Source organism: Amycolatopsis sp. NPDC051903 (assembly GCF_044452505.1).
Taxonomy (GTDB): domain Bacteria; phylum Actinomycetota; class Actinomycetes; order Mycobacteriales; family Pseudonocardiaceae; genus Amycolatopsis.
Genome location: NZ_JBITBT010000051.1, coordinates 1 through 17548, shown reverse-complemented (window position 1 = coordinate 17548; position 17548 = coordinate 1). Strand labels below are relative to the sequence as shown.

The following is a 17548-nucleotide window of genomic DNA, read 5'->3' as shown; positions in this document are numbered from 1 at the left end:
GCATCCGAGGTCTCCGGCCCGACCGTGGTGAGGCGGGCAGCGCCGAGAAGTTACGGAGCCCGCGCCATGGCGAGTTACGCGAACCACCGCGCGCATCCTCGGCGACAAGAGCTTCGAAGCCCTGACAGCTGCGTGTGCACCGCCGAGTAGAGCCAGCCGATCTTCCGCGTCGTGGGCTCCGCCGATGGCCTGTTGACCTATGACCCACTCAAGCCGGAGATCGTCCTGCTGACCGAGGAACCGGACACGAAGCCGGCGGCCGCGTCGCAGGCGGAGCCGACGATCCGTACCCGGGGTGTTCATCGAGGTCCCGTTGCGGGAGGTTCTCGGCCGCACGATCACGTGGCGCTGAACCGGCGCCACCCGGTGGTGCCCATAGCGAAGATTGATGACCCAGGCCCGTGCGGCAGTCCGGATTTCAGGATCACGGCTTCCGACGATGAGGCGAACGGAATCCCCGGCAGACAGTGTGACGGCGCTCCGGGCCAGGAGGCCCGAGCGCCCGTCCGGTGCCGTTGCGGCCCGACGCGACCGCGGGGGAGGCGCTGACGGCCTATCTGCGAAGCGAGCGGCAACGGCTTGCCCAGTCCGAGTGAGCGATCCTGCAGAACCGGCCGGACGCCGCGTTCGACCTGCGTACCGCCAGACGGGGGGCCCGTGTGGCGCTGCGCACCTACCGGCCTTTGGCGGCCGACGACCGGCGTGTCACCGAGCTGATCGACGAGCTGTGCCGGCCGGGCGGTGAGGTGTCTCCGGCTCGCGACGCCTAGGTCGCCCGGGAACGATCACCGCCGGGCTCGCCTGACTCGACGAGGAGCTGTGCCGCGGTCGGGCCGGGACGCTGGTCGCGACGTACTTCGTACAGGTGGATGGGGAAGCCGAAGCCGCGCTGTCTGAAGCGCCGGACTCACCGCGCTGGCTGGCCTTGCGCGGGCGGCTCGAGCGGTTCGTCGATGCCCCGGCCTTCACCGAGCCAGCCGGACACCCCGCTGGCACGGAACTTCGGGTGCACCTCCGGACGACGGCCCCGAGGCTGGTCGATGCGGTGCGGCGGGGTGACCCGTCGGACGTCGGGCTGGCGCGCCGGCCGATGCCCTCGTTCGTCCAGGCCGTCGCACCGGCGGACAGGGCGTGGCTGTTGTAGTAGCGCGGCCACGACCCGACCGGCTCGGTCCGGCCTCCAGGACCACGGCCCGTTGGACGCGGGATTTCAGGGCGCGGCGACGAGGGCGACAAGTCGCGGCACCACGGGTGGCCGTCGCGACACCGATGTGCTGTCCCGGCGGGCGCGTGCAACTGGATGAAGGCAAGGGAATTCTTGACCTTCCGCCGATTATTCCCTGCAGCACCCGGAGACTTACTCCGTGCGGCCGCCGGCGTCTTTCAGCGTCGCGCGCACGATGTCCGGGGTCAGGCGCGGGGCGAAGCGGTGAATGAACTCCAGCAGGTAGGGGCGGAGATAGGTGTTGCGCCGCAGTTTGAGGTAGGTCGTGCTGGATTCGAACAGGTGGTCCGCATCGACGGTGCACAGGCCGGTGTCGTGCTTGGGGTCGAAGGTGATCTTCGTGAGGACGGCCAGGCCCAGGCCCATCCGCACATAGGTCTTGCACACCCCGGCGTCGATCGCGCTGAGCACCACCTTGGGTTCGAGCCCGGCGCGTTCGAACGCGGTGCGCACCTTCCAGTGTCCGCTGAAGCGTGAGTCGTAGGTGATCAGCGGGTACTCGGCGATCGCGGGCAGGGTCAGCTCGCGGGACAGGATGGGGTGCCCGGCTGGGGCGATGACCGCGCGCGGAAGTGCGAAGCAGGGGAGGTTCACCAGCTCGGGAAAAGCGGGCAGTACCTCCGTGCCGATCGCGATATCGGCTTCTCCTGCCTCCAGGAGGGTGCAGATTCCTTCCGGATCACCTTGTTTGAGCACCAGGTGCACGTCCGGGAAGTCCGCCACGAACGGCCCGACCACCTTCGGCAGGACGTAGCTCGCCTGGGTGTGGGTGGTGGCGATGGTGAGGGTGCCGCGATCGGAAGCCGCCAGGTCCGCCTTGAGCGAGGACAGCGCGTCGACATCGCTCATGATCCGCTGGGCCAGCTCCACCACCAGTTTGCCCGGCTCCGTGAGGCCATCGATGCGATTGCGGGTGCGGGCGAATATTTCGAAACCGAGTTCGCTTTCCAGCAGCTGCAGCTGCCTGCTGATACCCGGCTGGGAAGTGTGCAAAGCAGCGGCCGCGGCGGAAAGGTGATTCCCGTGTTTGAAGATTTCGAGGACGTAATGGAGTTGTTGCAGTTTCACCGGGACCTCCACGGGGCATTGTCGGCCGGTAGTATCAGGTTCCAGTATGCCAGTATAGCATAATGGTCTGCTCCAGCATGCATTTCGGTGATACGCTCCAGCGAGCCAGGTCGAAGACCTACGGGAGGTAACCGAATGGCAGATCTAAGGCCGGGCCCGGGAAGTGGTGCCGCGTACGACGTCATTGTCGTCGGGGGTGGGAATGCGGCACTGTGCGCGGCTCTTTCGGCGACGCAGGAAGGCGCTCGCGTGCTGGTGCTGGAGCGCGCTCCGGAAAAGGAGCGCGGTGGCAACAGCGCCTATACTGACGGGCTCATGCGCGTGGTCTACGAAGGTGCGGACGATATTCGTGCACTCGCGCCGGACCTTACTGACGACGAAATGGCGTCAGCCGATTTCGGGCAGTACACCGAATCGGATTTCTTTGACGATATGGCCCGGATAACGCAGTACCGCACGGATCCGGACCTGTGCGAGATCTTGGTGCGCCGCAGCAAGGAAACGCTGCTGTGGATGCGTGAGCAGGGTGTGCGGTTCATGCCGAACTTCGGCCGCCAAGCGTACAAAGTGGACGGAAAGTTCACCTTCTGGGGCGGCGCGACCATCGCGGTCGCGGCCGGCGGGCCGGGACTGGTCGACGCGCTGTACAAAGCCGCGGGCAAGGTCGGCGTCGAGGTGGTCTACGGCGCACGGGTGAGGGGGCTGGTCCACGACGACGGGGGAGTACGCGGAGTCCGGGTGAAGGTCGATGGCCACACCCGGGAGTACCAGGCGGAATCGGTGATCCTGGCCTGCGGTGGCTTCGAGGCCAACGCCGAGATGCGCACGCGCTACCTGGGCCCGGGCTGGGACCTGGCGAAGGTGCGGGGCAGCCGGTACAACACCGGGGACGGGCTGGAGATGGCCCTGCAGGCTGGTGCGCAGCCGTTCGGGCACTGGTCGGGCTGCCACTCGGTGGCCTGGGAGCGCAACGCGTCGGAGTTCGGTGATCTGGCGCTGACGCCGCAGTTCCAGCGGCACAACTACCCGTTCGCGGTGGTGGTCAACAGCGAAGGCAAGCGCTTCATCGACGAGGGCGCCGACTTCCGTAACTACACGTACGCCAAGTACGGCCGCGCGGTACTGGAACAGCCGGGACAGGCGGCCTGGCAGATCTTCGACAGCAAGACCGAGCACCTGATGCGCGACGAGTACCGCACCCGCCACGTGTCCAAGGTCAAGGCGAACACGCTGGAGGAGCTGGCGGCGAAGCTGTCCGACGAACTCGAAGAAGCACAGTTCCTCCGGACAGTCCGCGAGTTCAACGCGGCCGTTCGGGACGATGTGCCGTTCAACCCCAACGTCAAGGACGGCCGCAGCGCCGACGGGCTGGATGTGCCGCGCAGCAACTGGGCGGTCAAGCTCGACACCCCGCCCTACACCGCGTACGCGGTGACCTGCGGCATCACGTTCACCTTCGGTGGCGTGAAGATCGACAACCACGGACAGGTCGTCGACGTCAACGGCGAAACCATCCCGGGACTGTTCGCCGCCGGTGAGATGGTCGGCGGGATCTTTTACCACAACTACCCCGGTGCCAGCGGTCTCACCAGCGGAGCGGTCTTCGGCCGCCTCGCCGGGGCGAGCGCGGCGAAGGCCGCGCTCGCCCGCACCGAAGGGACGAACGGTCACGCGGCGAACGGCCACGGGACGAACAAGGAAAGGATTGCCAGCCGATGACCGGCACCATCGACAGCGAGGTCAGCACCCGGCCGGTCACGCGGGAACTGGCGACATTCGCGGCAGGGCTGCGGTACGAGAGCTTGCCGCCCGAGGTCGTGGCCATGGCCAAGCGCTGTGTTCTGGACAGCCTGGGCTGCGGGATCTACGGCTCGGCCACCCCCTGGGCCGACGCCGTGGCCCGGACCGTCGGCCAGCTCGGCCAGGCGCCGGCGGCCAGCGGCTGGGGCCGCGTTGTGCGGGCGGACGCCCTCGGCACCGCCATGATCAACGGCACCGCGGCCCAGGGTTACGAACTCGACGACTGCCACGACCAGTCGATGTCGCACTACGGCGCCGGGGTGGTGCCCGCCGTGATCGCGGTCGCCGAGGCGATGGGCCCGTTCGACGGCAAGCAGCTGATCACCGCGGTCGCCGCCGGGTATGAGGTCGGCACCCGCGTGGGGAACACAGTCAGCCCCAGTGCCTTCCACCGCGGGTTCCACCCGTGCGGGCTGACCAGCACCTTCGCCGCCGCCGCCGCGGTCGCGACCCTGCTGGAGCTGGACACCGAGCAATACATCAACACGCTCGGGCTCGCCGGTTCGCAGGCCGCCGGCCTGATGGCCGCCCAGTTCGGCGCGATGGCGAAGCGGTTCCACTCGGGCAAGGCCGCGCAGAACGGCATCATCGCCGCGCTGGCCGCGCGTGAGGGCCTGACGGGTGTGCGCGACGTGCTGGAGGCACCCTACGGCGGCTTCTGCTCCACCTACTCGGCCGAGTACGACCTCGACTACGCGACCACCGGGCTCGGCGAGCACTGGGAGATCCTGCGCAACGGCTTCAAGCAGTACTCGTCGCTGGCCAGCAGCCAGACCAGTGTGGACGCGCTGCGTGCCATCCGTGCGCGTGGCGGAATCAAGCCCGGGGACGTCGAGCACGTCAAGGTGGAGACGACCGAAATGGTCTACGTCCACTGTGGGTGGCCCTACGTGCCGAACGGCGAGACCATCGCCGCGCAGATGAACCTGCCCTACACCGCGGCGGTCACGCTGATCGACGGTACCGCGTTCATCGACGGGTACACCGATGACCGGCTCGCCGACCCCCAGATCCTCGAACTGGCCGGCCGGGTGGAGGTCGTCGTCGCCCCGGACCTGGACGCACTCGGCAAGGACGAGATGCGTGCGGTGCGGGTCACCCTGACCACCAAGTCCGGGGAGCAACTCACTGAAAGCGTGCTCTACCGCAGCGGACACTGGAAGAACCCGATCTCCGACGAGGACCTGGCCGCGAAGTTCCGCAACCTCGCCACCCGCGTGATCACCGACGAAGCCGCGCAGAAGATCCAGCAGATCGTGCTCGACCTGGAGAATCACCAAGCTCCCTCGCCCGAGATCGGTGCGCTCGCGCAGAAGATGCGGGTGGCCGCATGAGCCCGTCCCTGTCTTCGGCACTGGCCGAGTTCAGCGCCGGACTGCACTACGAGGACCTGCCCGCACCGGTGCGCCGCGCGGCGCAGTGGCATCTGGTCGACACCATCGGGGTCGCCATCGCCGGCGCCGACCCCGCCGAAACCACCGGTGCGGCGCTCGGCAAGCTGGCCCGGCAGTGGCGCAGCGACGCGGGTGCGACCGTGCTCGGCGCGGGCGAGACCGCGCGCCCCGAGTCCGCCGCGCTGCTCAACGGCTCGCTGGCCCAGGCGCTGGAAATGGACGACAAGCACGGCTCTTCGCTGGCCCGGCCCGGTTCCACGGTGACCCCGGCGGTACTGGCCGTGGCGCAGGACCGCGGCCAGCGGCTCGACGAGGTCCTGACCGCGATGGCCGCTGGATACGAGACGATGATCCGGCTCGGATTTGTCGCGGGCAAGCGGTTCCTCGCTCGCGGTTACCACACCAGTTCGCTGATCGGCGGGTTCGGTTCCGTGGCGGCCATCGGGCGGCTTACCGGGCTCGACGCACCGCACATCGCCGATGCGTTCGGCATCGCAGGCACGTTCGCTTCGGGGATTCAGGAATCCACCCGCACCGGGTCGACGTCGAAGATCCTGCACGGTGGCTGGGGCGCGCACGCGGGCATCGTCGCGACCGACCTGGCTGCCGCCGGGATCACCGGGCCGAGCACCGTGTTCGAAGGCGACTTCGGCTTCTTCCACACCCACCTGACCCCGATCGAGGACGAACTGGACTGGCGCACGCCCGCCGACGGGCTCGGCACCCGCTGGCATCTGCCCGACACCGCGATCAAGCCCTACCCCTGCTGCCAGCTGATGCACTCGTTCATCGCCGGGGTCAAGGAGCTGCTGGTGGAGTTCGCGGCGGCGGGCATCACCCACGCCGACATCGACAAGGTCACCTGCCTGCTCGCCGAGCCGGGCCTGACGCTGGTTACCCAGCCAGCCGACCGCAAGACGCACCCGCAGGAGCCGCACGAGGCGCGCTTCAGCCTGCCCTATGTCGTGGCGAGCGCGCTGGTGCGCGGTGATGTCGGGCTCTCGACCTTCCGCGTACCGGCCCTGTCGGACCCGGCGGTCGGCGCGCTGGCGGACAAGATCGTCACGGCGGAGGACCCGGACTCGGACTACCCGAAGCACTGTCCCGCGGTGATCGAGGTCAAAGCGGGTGACCGTACCTTCACCAAGAGGGTGCCCTACCACCCGGGCTGCGCCGAGGCGCCCCTGGCCGACGACGACGTGCTCACCAAGTTCGAGCGCAACACCACCTGGCTCCTGGGCGCCCAGTCGCGGAAGGTCGGTGCGGAGCTCGCCGCGCTGCCGTGGGATACCCCGGTCGCCGAGCTGATCGCGATGGTGGAGGTAGCGCGATGACCGAGACAGCGCAGATGCGCAGGTACGACCGGTTGTACATCGGCAGTGAGTGGGTCGAGCCGCACTCCGGCCGGGTAATCCGGTCCATCGACCCGTCCACCGAAGCGGTCTGGGCCGAGGTCGCCGAGGCCGACGAGCAGGACGTCGACGCCGCCGTGGCGGCCGCTCGTGCGGCGATGACCGGCCCCTGGCGCACGAAGATCACCCCCACGCAGCGGGGTGCGCTGCTGTTGAAGCTGGCCGAACTCCTGCGCCGGGACGCGGACCGGCTCGCCGCGATCGAAAGCAGGGACAACGGAAAGCCGGTGCGGGACACGCGCGGCGAAATGCTGCGCGCGGCCGACTGGTTCACCTTCTTCGCGGGCGCCGCGGACAAGATCCGCGGCGCGGAGGTGCCGGTCGGTGCTTCCGCCCATGCCTATACCCGGCGTCAGCCGGTCGGGGTGGTCGGCGCGATCCTGCCCTGGAACTCGCCGATCTCGCTCTCGTCGTGGAAACTGGCTCCGGCGCTGGCCGCGGGCAACACGGTGGTGCTCAAACCCGCCGAGCTGACCCCGGCCAGTGCGCTGGAGCTGGCGAAGCTGATCGAGGAAGCGGGTTTCCCACCTGGCGTGGTGAATGTGGTGCCCGGCTTCGGTCCGGTCGCGGGTCAGGCACTCGTCGCACACCCTGGCGTGAACAAGATCACCTTCACCGGTGAGCACCGGACAGCCCAGAAGATCATGGCCACCGCGGCCGGCACGTTGAAGCGGGTTTCCTTCGAGTGCGGTGGAAAATCGCCCTACCTGGTCTTCGCCGACGCGGACCTGGACCGGGCGCTGACCGTCGCGGTGCACAGCGCGTTCCGGTCCACGGGCCAGTCCTGCTCGCTGGCTTCCCGGGTCTTCGTCGAACGTCCCGCCTACGAGGAGTTCACCAAGAATCTCGCCGACCGCGCATCGCGCATCCGGGTCGGCCTGCCGACGGACCCACGCACGCACATCGGGCCGCACACCTCGGCCGAGCAGCTGGCGAAAACCCGGTCCTACATCGACTACGGCAAGGAAGCGGGCTTCCGGCTGCTGACCGGTGGTGGCCGTCCGGCCGGTCTGGACCGCGGCTACTTCGTGGAACCCACGGTGTTCGCGGACGTGGATCCGGCCTCGCGGCTGGCACAGGAGGAGGTGTTCGGCCCGGTACTGGCGGTGATGCCCTTCGACACCGAGGCGGAAGCAGTGGCGATGGCCAACGACACCCGCTATGGGCTCGTCGGAGGCCTGTGGACCTCGGACGTGAGCCGCGCCCACCGGGTGGCCGCCCAGATCGAAACCGGGCTGGTCTCGGTCAATACCTTTCGGCCGATCCTGCCGGCCCTGCCCTACGGCGGGTTCAAGATGAGCGGGATCGGGCGGGAGAACGGGCTGGAAGTACTCGACGCCTACACCGAGACGAAAGCGGTGTACGTCGATCTGTCCACAACGGATCCGGCAGATCCCTTCCGGGACTGACCGGCCCCCACCGTCCCCGCTCCGGCCCGTACCCCGGGCCCAGGGCACAGCTGGTCCGATAGGAGAGACACCGATGTCTGATCCGATCGCACTCACCGGGCGCACGCGACCGTCACCGGCCCAAGTGGCCATGGTCAGCCTGATCGGCACCACCATCGAGTGGTACGACTTCCAGGCCTACGGCCTGGCGGCGTCCCTCGTGTTCAGCAAGCTGTTCTTCCCCAGTTTCGACTCCGTGGCCGGCACTTTGCTGTCCTTCGCCACCTTCGGGGTGGGCTTTCTCGCCCGGCCGGTGGGCAGCATCGTGTTCGGGCATCTCGGTGACCGGTTAGGCCGTCGCCGGGTGCTGATGGCCAGCCTGCTTCTCATGGGCACCTCCTCGGTGCTCATCGGGTGCTTGCCGACCTACACCAGTATCGGGGTCGCCGCGCCGATCCTGTTGGTGCTGCTGCGGTTGTGCCAGGGGTTCGGGCTCGGCGGCGAATGGGGCGGCGCCGCGGTCTACGCGGTGGAGTCGGCGCCGGAGGGGCAACGCGGCCGGTACGGCGGGTGGCCGCAGATGGGTTCCCCCTTGGGGCTGCTACTGGCGACGATAGTGTTCGCGCTCGTCGGTCTGCTGCCCGAGCAGGCCCAGCACTCCTGGGGCTGGCGAGTGCCGTTCCTGGCCAGTGCGCTGCTCGTGGTCGTCGGGTTATACATGCGGCGCAACCTCGCCGATACCGAAGCCTTCGCGAAGGCTCGTGCCAGCAAGAGCTTGAACCGGTTCCCGGTGCTGTCGGTGTTGCGGAACAACCCGAAGGAGCTGCTGCTCACCTTTGGTATGTTTTCGGCCACCAGTGGCGGATTCTACATGTTCGTCACGTTCATCCCCGCGTTCGGTACCACGACATTGGGGATGTCCTCGCAGCTGTTCTTCGTCGGGCTGCTCGTGTTCGCGGTCGTCGAACTGCTGGCGGTGCTGATCGGAACGTGGCTGACGGACAAGATCGGCAGAAGGCCGTTGTTCATCGGCTGCGCGATCTTCACCATCTTCGCCTCCGTTCCGCTGTTCCTGGCGGTGATGACGAAGTCACCGGTGCTGGTCGTGCTGGTCCTGCTGGTGGGTGGGCTGCTCATCGGGGTCATGTTCGGCATTCCCGGTGCACTGGCACCGGAGCTGTTCCCGCCGGAGGTGCGCTACAGCGGCGCGGGGCTGGGCTACCAGCTCTCCGCCGCGGTGGTCGGCGGCCTGACGCCGGTGGTGACCACCGCGGTCGCGGCGGCGGCCGGATCGACTTGGCCGGTTGCGTTGCTGCTGGCCTTCTGCGCGGCGATTGGGCTGTTTGCCGTCTTGAAATGCCGGGAGACGGGGCGGCGTCGCCTGCCCGAGCCCGGTTCCGGAGGGGGATTGGCCACACCCGCCGGCGAAGGGTGGACGCATGAGGTGCGCAGTGCGAAAGATGCATGAGGCGACCGACCACTCGACGACGAGGAGTGTCAGGATGACCCGTGTTGTGGACTTGTCCCATCCACTGGAGCCGGGCATGCCCCACGCCCGCACCATTCCGGCTGCGGAGTTCACTCAGGTGCGCACCTGGGACGAGCACCGGATGCGGGCGATGCGGCTGGACATGCCCACCCATATAGGCACACATCTGGACGCCCCGTCGCATTTCGTCGCCGATGGCGTCACCGTCGATGAGCTGCCGCTGGAGTCGTTGATCGGATCCGCGTACTGCGCGCAGGTGCTGCGGGACGGGCCGGACCCGGTGACCGCCACGGATCTCAAGTCCACATTGGATGAACACGGGGTGGTGCTCGGTGCCGGGGACGCTCTGTTGGTGCGCACCGGCTGGGACGAGCGGTACGCCGAGCCCGACTACGTGGACAAACACCCGTATCTGAGCGTGGACGCCGCGCAGTGGGCCGCGGACACCGGCCTGCGCCTGGTCGGCGTGGACACCATCACCCCGGAATACCCCATGGGATTGCGCCCGCCGGACTACCACCACGAGATCCACGGCACGCTGCTCGGCGCGGGGACCCTGATCGTGGAAAACCTTGTGCTGCGGGAGATTCCGGACCGCTGGTGCACGTTGTTCCTCGGTGCGCTGTCAGTGCTGGGCGGCGACGGCGCACCCGCGAGGGCACTGGCCCTTCTGGAAGAAAGCAGTGTGGCATGAAGATCGAACGGGTTGACATCGTTGTGACCGAGCTGGCGGGGCGGGTGCGGCGCACGATGTCCAGCGGTGGCTACGACACCGGTCCGGCGGGAACCCCGATGGGCAAGCCGGTGCTGGTCCGCATCCACGCCGAAGGGGTGGTCGGATACGGGCAGGTGCGCCCGACCGCACCGGGGCACTTCGTACCCGACACCGTGCACAGCGTCATCGCTGCGATCCGGGAGATCTACGGCCCGTATCTGATCGGCAAGGACGTGTTCGACATCGCCCGGACCTGGGACGATTTCGACCGCATCCTGCCGTTCAACTCCAACGCCCGCGCCGCAGTGGACTTCGCCCTGCACGACGCGATGGGCAAGGCCGCCGGCCTGCCGGTGCACAAGCTGATCGGCGGGGCGTGCCAGAGCCGGATCCCGCTGGAATGGTCGATCAGCCTCGCCGACGACGTGCGCACCATGATCGACGACGCCGAGCGCGCCGTGCACGAGTTCGGGATCAAGGTGCTGTGCCTGAAAGCGGGCGGCCGGGGCGGCTGGCGGGCGGACGTGGCGAACTTCGCCGCCGTGCGGGCCGCGGTCGGACCGGACGTGGTGATCGGCGTCGACCCGAACACCGGCTGGCTGGTCAGCGAGACGATCAAGGCGATGTCCGCGCTGGCCGAGTACGACCTGGGCTACGTCGAGCAGCCGGTCGGGCGCCGGGACATGGCGGGGCTGGCCAGGGTGCGTGCGGCGGCCGCCGGGGTACCGGTGATGGCCGACGAAAGCCTGTTCACCGTCCAGGACGCCCATGACCTGGCCAAGGCCGAGGCGGTGGACGTGTTGTGCGTCAAGCTGTACAAGACCGGGGGGATCCACCAGGCCAAGCGGATCGCGGCGATCGCCGAGGCGGCGTCGATGCGGATCAACATCGGCGGGCTCGCCGTGCAGTCCCAGCTGGAAGCGGCGGCGGGCGCGCACTACTGCGCGAGCCTGCCCGAGCGCCATGTGATGCCGGGTGCGGAGTTCATCTTCGGGCTCGGGGTGGCCGGCGCCGACCCGCTGGTCGCCGACAGCGGCTTCGTCATCCAGGACGGGCATGTGGACGTGCCGACCGGTCCCGGGCTGGGGATCACGATCGACGAGGACGCGGTGGCCGCGCGCACCATCCTCAGCGAATCGGTGTCGCGGTCCTGACATGAACGAACGACGTCACAAGGAGGCAGGCAAGACGATGGCGGACTGGAACTGCATCGTGGTGGGCGGCGGTTCGGCCGGCGCCACGCTGGCGGGCCGGCTCAGCGAGCGGCCCGGCCTGCGGGTGCTCCTGCTGGAAGCAGGACCCGACTGGCGTTACGACACCTGCCCGCCGAGCCTGCGCAACCCGGTCAACATGTACAAGTGGGACATCACCACGCACGGGGCCATTCCCCCGCAATACCAGTGGGAGGGCCAGGTCGCCAAGCGGATCGCCGGGCGGGCACCGGCAGCGTACCTGCGTGGGCACGGCCTCGGCGGGTGTTCCTCGGTGAACGGGTGCTACGCGATCCGGCCACCGGTGGAGGAGTTCGCCGACTGGGCAGCCGCCGGGTATGCCGGATGGGGGCCGGAGGAGGTCATGCCCTACTTCTCGCGGCTGGAGCGGGACCTGGACTTCGGCGCCGAGCCGTACCACTGTGCAGACGGTCCGACGCCGATTTCCCGTGTGCCGCAGGAGGATTGGGGAACCATCGACGACGGGTTGCGGGACTCGGCGGCCAAGCTCGGGCATGACTGGGCGCCCGATCACAACGCGCCGGGGGCGCAGGGCGTGGCCCTGACCGCGTCGAACATCGAGAACGGGCACCGGTGGACAACCAATGACTCCTACCTGGAACCGGCCCGCGAGCGCGAGAACCTGACGATCATCGGCGGGGCGCTGGTGGACCGGGTGCTCTTCGACGGGGACCGTGCGGTCGGTGTCGCGGCTATTGTGGACGGTGAGCCACGTGAGTTCCACGCCGAGGAGGTGGTGCTCAGCGGCGGCGCGCTCCTGACCCCGGCGATCCTGCAGCGGTCGGGCATCGGCCCGGCCGGGCTGCTGACCTCGCTGGGCATCCCAGTCCGGCAGGACCTGCCGGTCGGGGTCGGGCTGCAGGACCACGGCGGGTTCGAGCTGCTGCTGCGAGTGCCCGACGGCCGGCCCGCCCGCAGCGAACGGCGGCGGGGTAACTGCACGATCCGGCTGACCTCGGGGCTGCCCGACAACGGTTTCGGGGATCTGCTGATCACGGATGTCAACCTCGCACCCGGCGGCGACCTCGGTGGTCTGCTGTGCAAGCTCGCGCAGTCCCACTCCCGCGGCAGCGTGCGGATTGTCTCCCCGGACCCGGCGACCATGCCGGAGGCCGATTTCAACCTGCTCGGTGACGAGCGGGACGCCAAGCTTGCCCGGTACCTGCTGCGTCACACCTTCGACCTCGTCCGCGCCGGGGGGTTCCCCTCCGGTACGTCCGTTGTGGACGTTGCGGGGCACGAAGTCGATCTGGCCATGTCCGATGCCGAGCTGGACCGCTGGGCTGCCGAGGTCATCCGGGACACCGCGCACGCGGCCAGCGGGTGCGCGATCGGCGCTCCGGGCGACCCGGCGGCGGTCCTCGACCTGCAGTGCCGCGTGCGCGGTGTGACGAACCTGCGTGTCGCCGACACGTCGGTGCTGCCGACGGTGCCGCGCGCCAACACACACCTGCCCGCGGTCATGGTCGGCGAGCGGGTCGCAGACTGGGTTGCGGGGGATCGCTGATGAAGGACTGCACCAGCCAGTACATCGGCGGAAGCTGGGTGCGCGGCGGAGGAGAAGAACTTACCTCTATCGATCCCTACACCGGTAAGCCCTGGGCACGGTTGACGGCCGCGAGCCGCGCGGACGTGGCGCAGGCGATCGGCGCCGCGGACCAGGCAGCCCTGGACTGGGGGCGCACCCCCGGGGTCGAACGGGGGCGGCTGATGGACGCGCTCGCGGATGCCCTGCAAGAGAACGTGGACGTGCTGGCCGAGATCGAAACCCGGGACAGCGGAAAGGTATATCGCGAAAACAAGGCGCAGATCGCGTTCGCCGCCCGGAACTACCACTTCCATGCTGGAAACGCTGACAAGCTCACCGGGGAGACGAAGCCGCTGGACAACCCCGACACGGTCGACTTCACCACTCGTGAGCCGATCGGTGTCACCGCGCTGATCACCGCCTGCAATTCGCCGCTGAGTCAACTCGCCAACAAGCTGGCGCCGGCGCTGGCGGCGGGGAACACCGCGGTGGTGAAGCCCTCGGAACACGCAAGTGTCAGCACGCTGGAGTTCGCCCGGCTGGCGGAAAGGGTGGGCTTCCCCGCTGGGGTGATCAATGTGGTCACCGGTGCGACCGAGACCGGTGACGCGCTGACCTCTGATTCGCGGGTCGGCAAGATCAGTTTCACCGGTGGTGTGGGCACGGCCCGGCGAGTGGCGGCCAACGCTGCCGCGAATCTCGTGCCGTGCGTGTTCGAACTCGGCGGGAAGTCGGCGAACATCATCTTCCCGGACGCGAAGCTCGACCGGGCGGTTGTCGGTGCGGTAGCGGGGATTTTCGCCGCGGGCGGGCAGACCTGTATCGCCGGCTCGCGGCTGCTGGTCCACGACTCGATCTACGACGAGGTGGTGCAGGCACTGGCCGAGCGGGCCGGGCGGATCCGCCTCGGCAATCCGATGGACCCAGGCACCGACATGGGGCCGATCGCGCACCGAGCGCAGTACGAGTCCGTGCTGACGAGGATCGAGGAAGCAGTCGAAGACGGTGCGCGGCTGGTCACGGGCGGACGCGACGAGGAACCGACCGACGCGTTGTTCGTGCGTCCGACAGTGTTCGCCGACGTGACGCCGGAGATGCGGCTGGCGCAGCGCGAGGTGTTCGGCCCGGTGCTGGCGGTGATGCGGTTTCGCGACGAAGCCGAGGCGATCTCCATCGCCAATGGGACCGATTACGGTCTGGCGTCCGGGATCTGGACCACCGACATCACCCGGGCTCACCGGGTGGCCAAGCGGCTGGCCGCGGGTACGGTATGGGTGAATACCTACCGCACGAGCGCCGCACAGGCACCGTTCGGCGGGGTGAAACGCAGTGGTTATGGGCGCGAGCGCGGCACCGAAGCGTTGCTCGAGTACACCCGGATCAAGAACACGATGATCGACCTGTCTGATGATGAGCGAGACCCGTTCCGGCTCGGCACCTGACCGGCGGTAAGCAACCGGGCGAGAGCCCCGGTGGCGCGCTCACGCGGGGCGTGCCACCAGGGCGCCCGGCACCGGTGTGGGGCCGGGTCCTACTACGCCAACCGCACCAAGGTCGACCGGCTGGATTCGAAATCCTGGCCAAGCTGCCGTTGCTGCATCCCGAAGGGCTGCACATCACCAACGGCCGCGGGCCGGGAGAACCCCTGCGCCGGGCGGTCAAACTGCCATCCAACCTGGTCAAACTAGCGTCCTCGCCCGGCTCGACGCCCTCCTGGAACTGCTCTGGCCGACCCGGCACGCCGCCCTGGGAGCAGGCCTGGCCAACAAGACCCCGCTGCGTTCCCTGGCCGACTTTGCCGACCCTCACCAGGTCCCGCGGCTGGGCGGGCACGCCTCGCGCGGTTCTTCCACCGCCATTCCCGCGGCGCCTGGGGCGAAGCCCAGCCGTCCGGCTGCCCGCCGCCGAGGAAACGCCCTCGCTCTGGGCCGAGGAACTCGATTACCCCGACCTCGCCGAAGACATCGCCCTGGAGGCACGGCTGACGCTGCACCTCACCGAGGAGATCAACGATCGCGATGAACGCATCCGGGTGCTGCTGTGCCGGGCCGATCCGGCCGGGATCGTCGCGTCGGTCCCCGGCGTTGGCTCGATCCTGGCCGCCCAGATCCTTGGCCGGCTGGACCAACCGGGCAGGTTCACCTCGCTGGACGGTATCCGCTCCTACGCCGGTCTGCGACAACGCAATCAACTGCCGGCGATATCGAGAGCCGAGGGTTGGGGGAGTGTCCACACCGCGTGCTCGTCGGTTACGCTGGTGACATGATCTCCCGAAACTTGGGAGATCTCCCATGCGGAGGGGTTCAAGTCTCGGACACAGTATTACCCCACGGATCGCGAAACGCGATCTTGGTGGTTCTGCCTGGTGGGGGCTCAGGTCGAGTTGATCGTTTCGAGCCGCCAACCGGTGCTGTCGCAGACGATGAATCTTCCTGATGCGCGTAGCGCTGCCGCGATGCGGCTGCTGTGTGTTCGGCCGGGCCGAGTGTGGTGTGGCTGTTGGTGGTCTGGTCTCCGAGCTGGATGCTGATCTGGTCGATGAGATGGTCTTCTCGGATGTATATGGTCTTCGGCCGAGCCTGGTTTGGGCGTCGGGTGCTGCTGTGGCCGTGTCGGCATCGGTAGGTCGGGCGTCCGTGGTTCCAGTGGGAGTCGAGACGTCGGTGGCACGTGCCGCAACGGATGAGGCCTGCGAGTGCGAATCGGCGAGCACGGCCGTCGTTGGCCGGTCGCGCCGCCCGGATCTGCTGAGCAGTGACGAAGTCGTGCTCGGTGACGAGGGCTGGGTGGGCGAGCTTGATCGACAGCGCGGGTGTTGACCTCGGATCGGTGGACCCTGTAGTGCGACGGTTCCAGGTTTGCCGGCCGCTGTAGCGGGGGTTGGCGAGGATGACGGCGACGGTGCGCAGCCTCCAGGCGCCGCGGCTTCGGTGCGGGTTGCGGTCGGGGGCGGCGCTGGAGGGGCAGGGGATGCCTCGTTCGTTGAGGTTGCGGGCGATGCTGGCGACGCTGTGGCCGGCGAGCCGTTGCCGGAACATCCAGGTGACATGCGGCGCAGTGCGTGGGTCGGGCGCGAGGCGTTGCAGCCGTCGGCCCCAACGGGCGTCGGCGCGGTTGGGGTGAGGGCCGGCGTCGACGAGTTGGTAGCCGTAGGGTGGTCTTCCGCCGAGGTAGCGGCCTTGCTGGGTGGCTTGGTTGTGCATGGCGGCCAGGACGCGGTGTCGGGCGCGGAGTACTTCGCGTTGCGATTGGGTGGCCAGCAGCGCTGTGAGCGCTCGGTGATCAGGATTGTCGAGATCGACTGGTCCTGCGGTTTCGGGTAGCCAGAGCTGGATGCCGTGTCGGGCGCACCAGGCGTAGATCGTGGCGAACTGCGATCCGGTGAAGGCGCGTTCGTACTCGCCGACCACGATCGCATCGACTGCCCGCTCGGCACTGGTGATCGCGGTCATCAGCTGGGCAGCCTGAGGTCGTTGTGGCCAGGGGGTGCGGCGGGAGGTGCCGGCGTCGAAGTAGTCGGCGACGATCTGGCCGTGGCCGGTGACGAGGTCCTCGGCCATGTCGCGTTGCCAACCCTGTGATGAAGCACGGTCTTGGTGGCGCAGGGTTGAGGTGCGGCCGTAGAAGGCGAACCGCAACCCGCGGCTCGGCTGTGGCGGGCGAGAGGGCCGGGTGAGTCTGCCGGTGGTCATCCACTGCGCTAGCACGTCCACTGTCGCTGTTGAGGATGGCGCTGACCTGGAGGTTGGCGGGGTAGGGGGCACGATGAACCGATGCACCGGTTCCGGGTCCATGACGGTGAGCCTGGCTACGTTCGCCCGAACAGCGCAGCGGAGACACCGGAGGGTAGGGGTATAACGCCGTAGTCATCGCCGCGTGTGGGTCTGTGGACTCGAAGTCCTCGACACCCTCTGCCAGAAAGGTCCGAACCATGCCTCTGATCTGCGGTTATCGGGAATCCGCTGGTCGTCAGGTGTAGTTGGTGGCGGTTAGGCGCGGTTGGACCCTGTCGATAAACGTTGACCATGCGCCGCTGCTCCAGAATTGTTCCAGCAGTCTCGGCTCGCTTGGTGTGCGTTGGCCGGCGTTGAACGGGAGGTGGTTCAGGTTCTCGGTAGCTTTATGGTCGTCGACGGCTGGGCACCGGGCGGGGTTAACGGGTTGTACTGGGAGCCACGTTCTGTGGCTCGGGGTTCCGTCGGTGGGGTTGACCCGTTTTGACGGACAGGGTCGTTGAGGTGTGGTTAGGCTACGTGGCGTGTGGTTGTTTCGTAGCGGGCGGGGCTGAGGTAGCCGA

12 protein-coding genes are annotated in these 17548 nt (G+C 68.3%); 10 read left to right on the top strand and 2 right to left on the bottom strand.

The window, feature by feature from the left end:
• Window positions 1–1357: 1357 nt before the first annotated feature.
• Entirely contained in the window at window positions 1358–2293 is a 936-nt protein-coding gene (locus ACIA77_RS47530; protein WP_395892808.1) for a LysR substrate-binding domain-containing protein, read from the bottom strand.
• Window positions 2294–2428: 135 nt separating this feature from the next.
• On the opposite strand from ACIA77_RS47530, the gene tcuA reads away from it, so the two are divergent.
• The 10 genes from tcuA (at window position 2429) to ACIA77_RS47480 (ending at window position 15517) form a co-directional block, all read left to right on the top strand.
• A complete protein-coding gene (tcuA, locus tag ACIA77_RS47525; protein WP_395892807.1) occupies window positions 2429–4012 on the top strand; it encodes an FAD-dependent tricarballylate dehydrogenase TcuA in 1584 nt (527 codons plus the stop codon).
• Window positions 4009–5427: an MmgE/PrpD family protein gene (locus tag ACIA77_RS47520; protein ID WP_395892806.1), complete on the top strand. Its 1419-nt coding sequence runs from the start codon at window positions 4009–4011 to the stop codon at window positions 5425–5427. The genes tcuA and ACIA77_RS47520 overlap by 4 nt, the downstream gene beginning before the upstream one ends.
• A complete protein-coding gene (locus ACIA77_RS47515) occupies window positions 5424–6821 on the top strand; it encodes an MmgE/PrpD family protein (protein ID WP_395892805.1) in 1398 nt (465 codons plus the stop codon). Before ACIA77_RS47520 ends, ACIA77_RS47515 begins: the two co-directional genes overlap by 4 nt.
• Window positions 6818–8308: an aldehyde dehydrogenase gene (locus tag ACIA77_RS47510; RefSeq protein ID WP_395892804.1), complete on the top strand. Its 1491-nt coding sequence runs from the start codon at window positions 6818–6820 to the stop codon at window positions 8306–8308. Before ACIA77_RS47515 ends, ACIA77_RS47510 begins: the two co-directional genes overlap by 4 nt.
• 73 nt (window positions 8309–8381) lie before the next feature.
• Entirely contained in the window at window positions 8382–9755 is a 1374-nt protein-coding gene (locus ACIA77_RS47505; protein WP_395892803.1) for an MFS transporter, read from the top strand.
• Between the two features lie 34 nt (window positions 9756–9789).
• Window positions 9790–10470: a cyclase family protein gene (locus ACIA77_RS47500; protein ID WP_395892802.1), complete on the top strand. Its 681-nt coding sequence runs from the start codon at window positions 9790–9792 to the stop codon at window positions 10468–10470.
• The gene (locus tag ACIA77_RS47495; protein ID WP_395892801.1) at window positions 10467–11645 is read left to right on the top strand and encodes a mandelate racemase/muconate lactonizing enzyme family protein; all 1179 of its coding nucleotides are present in this window, start codon (window positions 10467–10469) and stop codon (window positions 11643–11645) included. Before ACIA77_RS47500 ends, ACIA77_RS47495 begins: the two co-directional genes overlap by 4 nt.
• A gap of 1 nt (window position 11646) precedes the next feature.
• Complete coding sequence (locus tag ACIA77_RS47490; RefSeq protein ID WP_395892800.1) at window positions 11647–13230, top strand: GMC family oxidoreductase; 1584 nt, start codon at window positions 11647–11649, stop codon at window positions 13228–13230.
• Entirely contained in the window at window positions 13230–14693 is a 1464-nt protein-coding gene (locus tag ACIA77_RS47485; RefSeq protein ID WP_395892799.1) for an aldehyde dehydrogenase, read from the top strand. The genes ACIA77_RS47490 and ACIA77_RS47485 overlap by 1 nt, the downstream gene beginning before the upstream one ends.
• A gap of 353 nt (window positions 14694–15046) precedes the next feature.
• Window positions 15047–15517, top strand: coding sequence for a transposase (locus ACIA77_RS47480; RefSeq protein WP_395892798.1), 471 nt, complete (start codon window positions 15047–15049; stop codon window positions 15515–15517).
• 37 nt (window positions 15518–15554) lie between these two features.
• Here the strand turns inward: ACIA77_RS47480 and ACIA77_RS47475 are convergent, their stop codons facing one another.
• Entirely contained in the window at window positions 15555–16943 is a 1389-nt protein-coding gene (locus ACIA77_RS47475) for a recombinase family protein (protein WP_395892797.1), read from the bottom strand.
• Window positions 16944–17548 lie beyond the last annotated feature (605 nt).

Bases quoted from the DNA above. Each gene is read 5' to 3' on its own strand.
- tcuA (WP_395892807.1), top strand. From the start codon at position 2,429: ATGGCAGATCTAAGGCCGGGCCCGGGAAGTGGTGCCGCGTACGACGTC.
- ACIA77_RS47520 (WP_395892806.1), top strand. From the start codon at position 4,009: ATGACCGGCACCATCGACAGCGAGGTCAGCACCCGGCCGGTCACGCGG.
- ACIA77_RS47515 (WP_395892805.1), top strand. From the start codon at position 5,424: ATGAGCCCGTCCCTGTCTTCGGCACTGGCCGAGTTCAGCGCCGGACTG.
- ACIA77_RS47510 (WP_395892804.1), top strand. From the start codon at position 6,818: ATGACCGAGACAGCGCAGATGCGCAGGTACGACCGGTTGTACATCGGC.
- ACIA77_RS47505 (WP_395892803.1), top strand. From the start codon at position 8,382: ATGTCTGATCCGATCGCACTCACCGGGCGCACGCGACCGTCACCGGCC.
- ACIA77_RS47500 (WP_395892802.1), top strand. From the start codon at position 9,790: ATGACCCGTGTTGTGGACTTGTCCCATCCACTGGAGCCGGGCATGCCC.
- ACIA77_RS47495 (WP_395892801.1), top strand. From the start codon at position 10,467: ATGAAGATCGAACGGGTTGACATCGTTGTGACCGAGCTGGCGGGGCGG.
- ACIA77_RS47490 (WP_395892800.1), top strand. From the start codon at position 11,647: ATGAACGAACGACGTCACAAGGAGGCAGGCAAGACGATGGCGGACTGG.
- ACIA77_RS47485 (WP_395892799.1), top strand. From the start codon at position 13,230: ATGAAGGACTGCACCAGCCAGTACATCGGCGGAAGCTGGGTGCGCGGC.
- ACIA77_RS47475 (WP_395892797.1), bottom strand. From the start codon at position 16,943: ATGACCACCGGCAGACTCACCCGGCCCTCTCGCCCGCCACAGCCGAGC.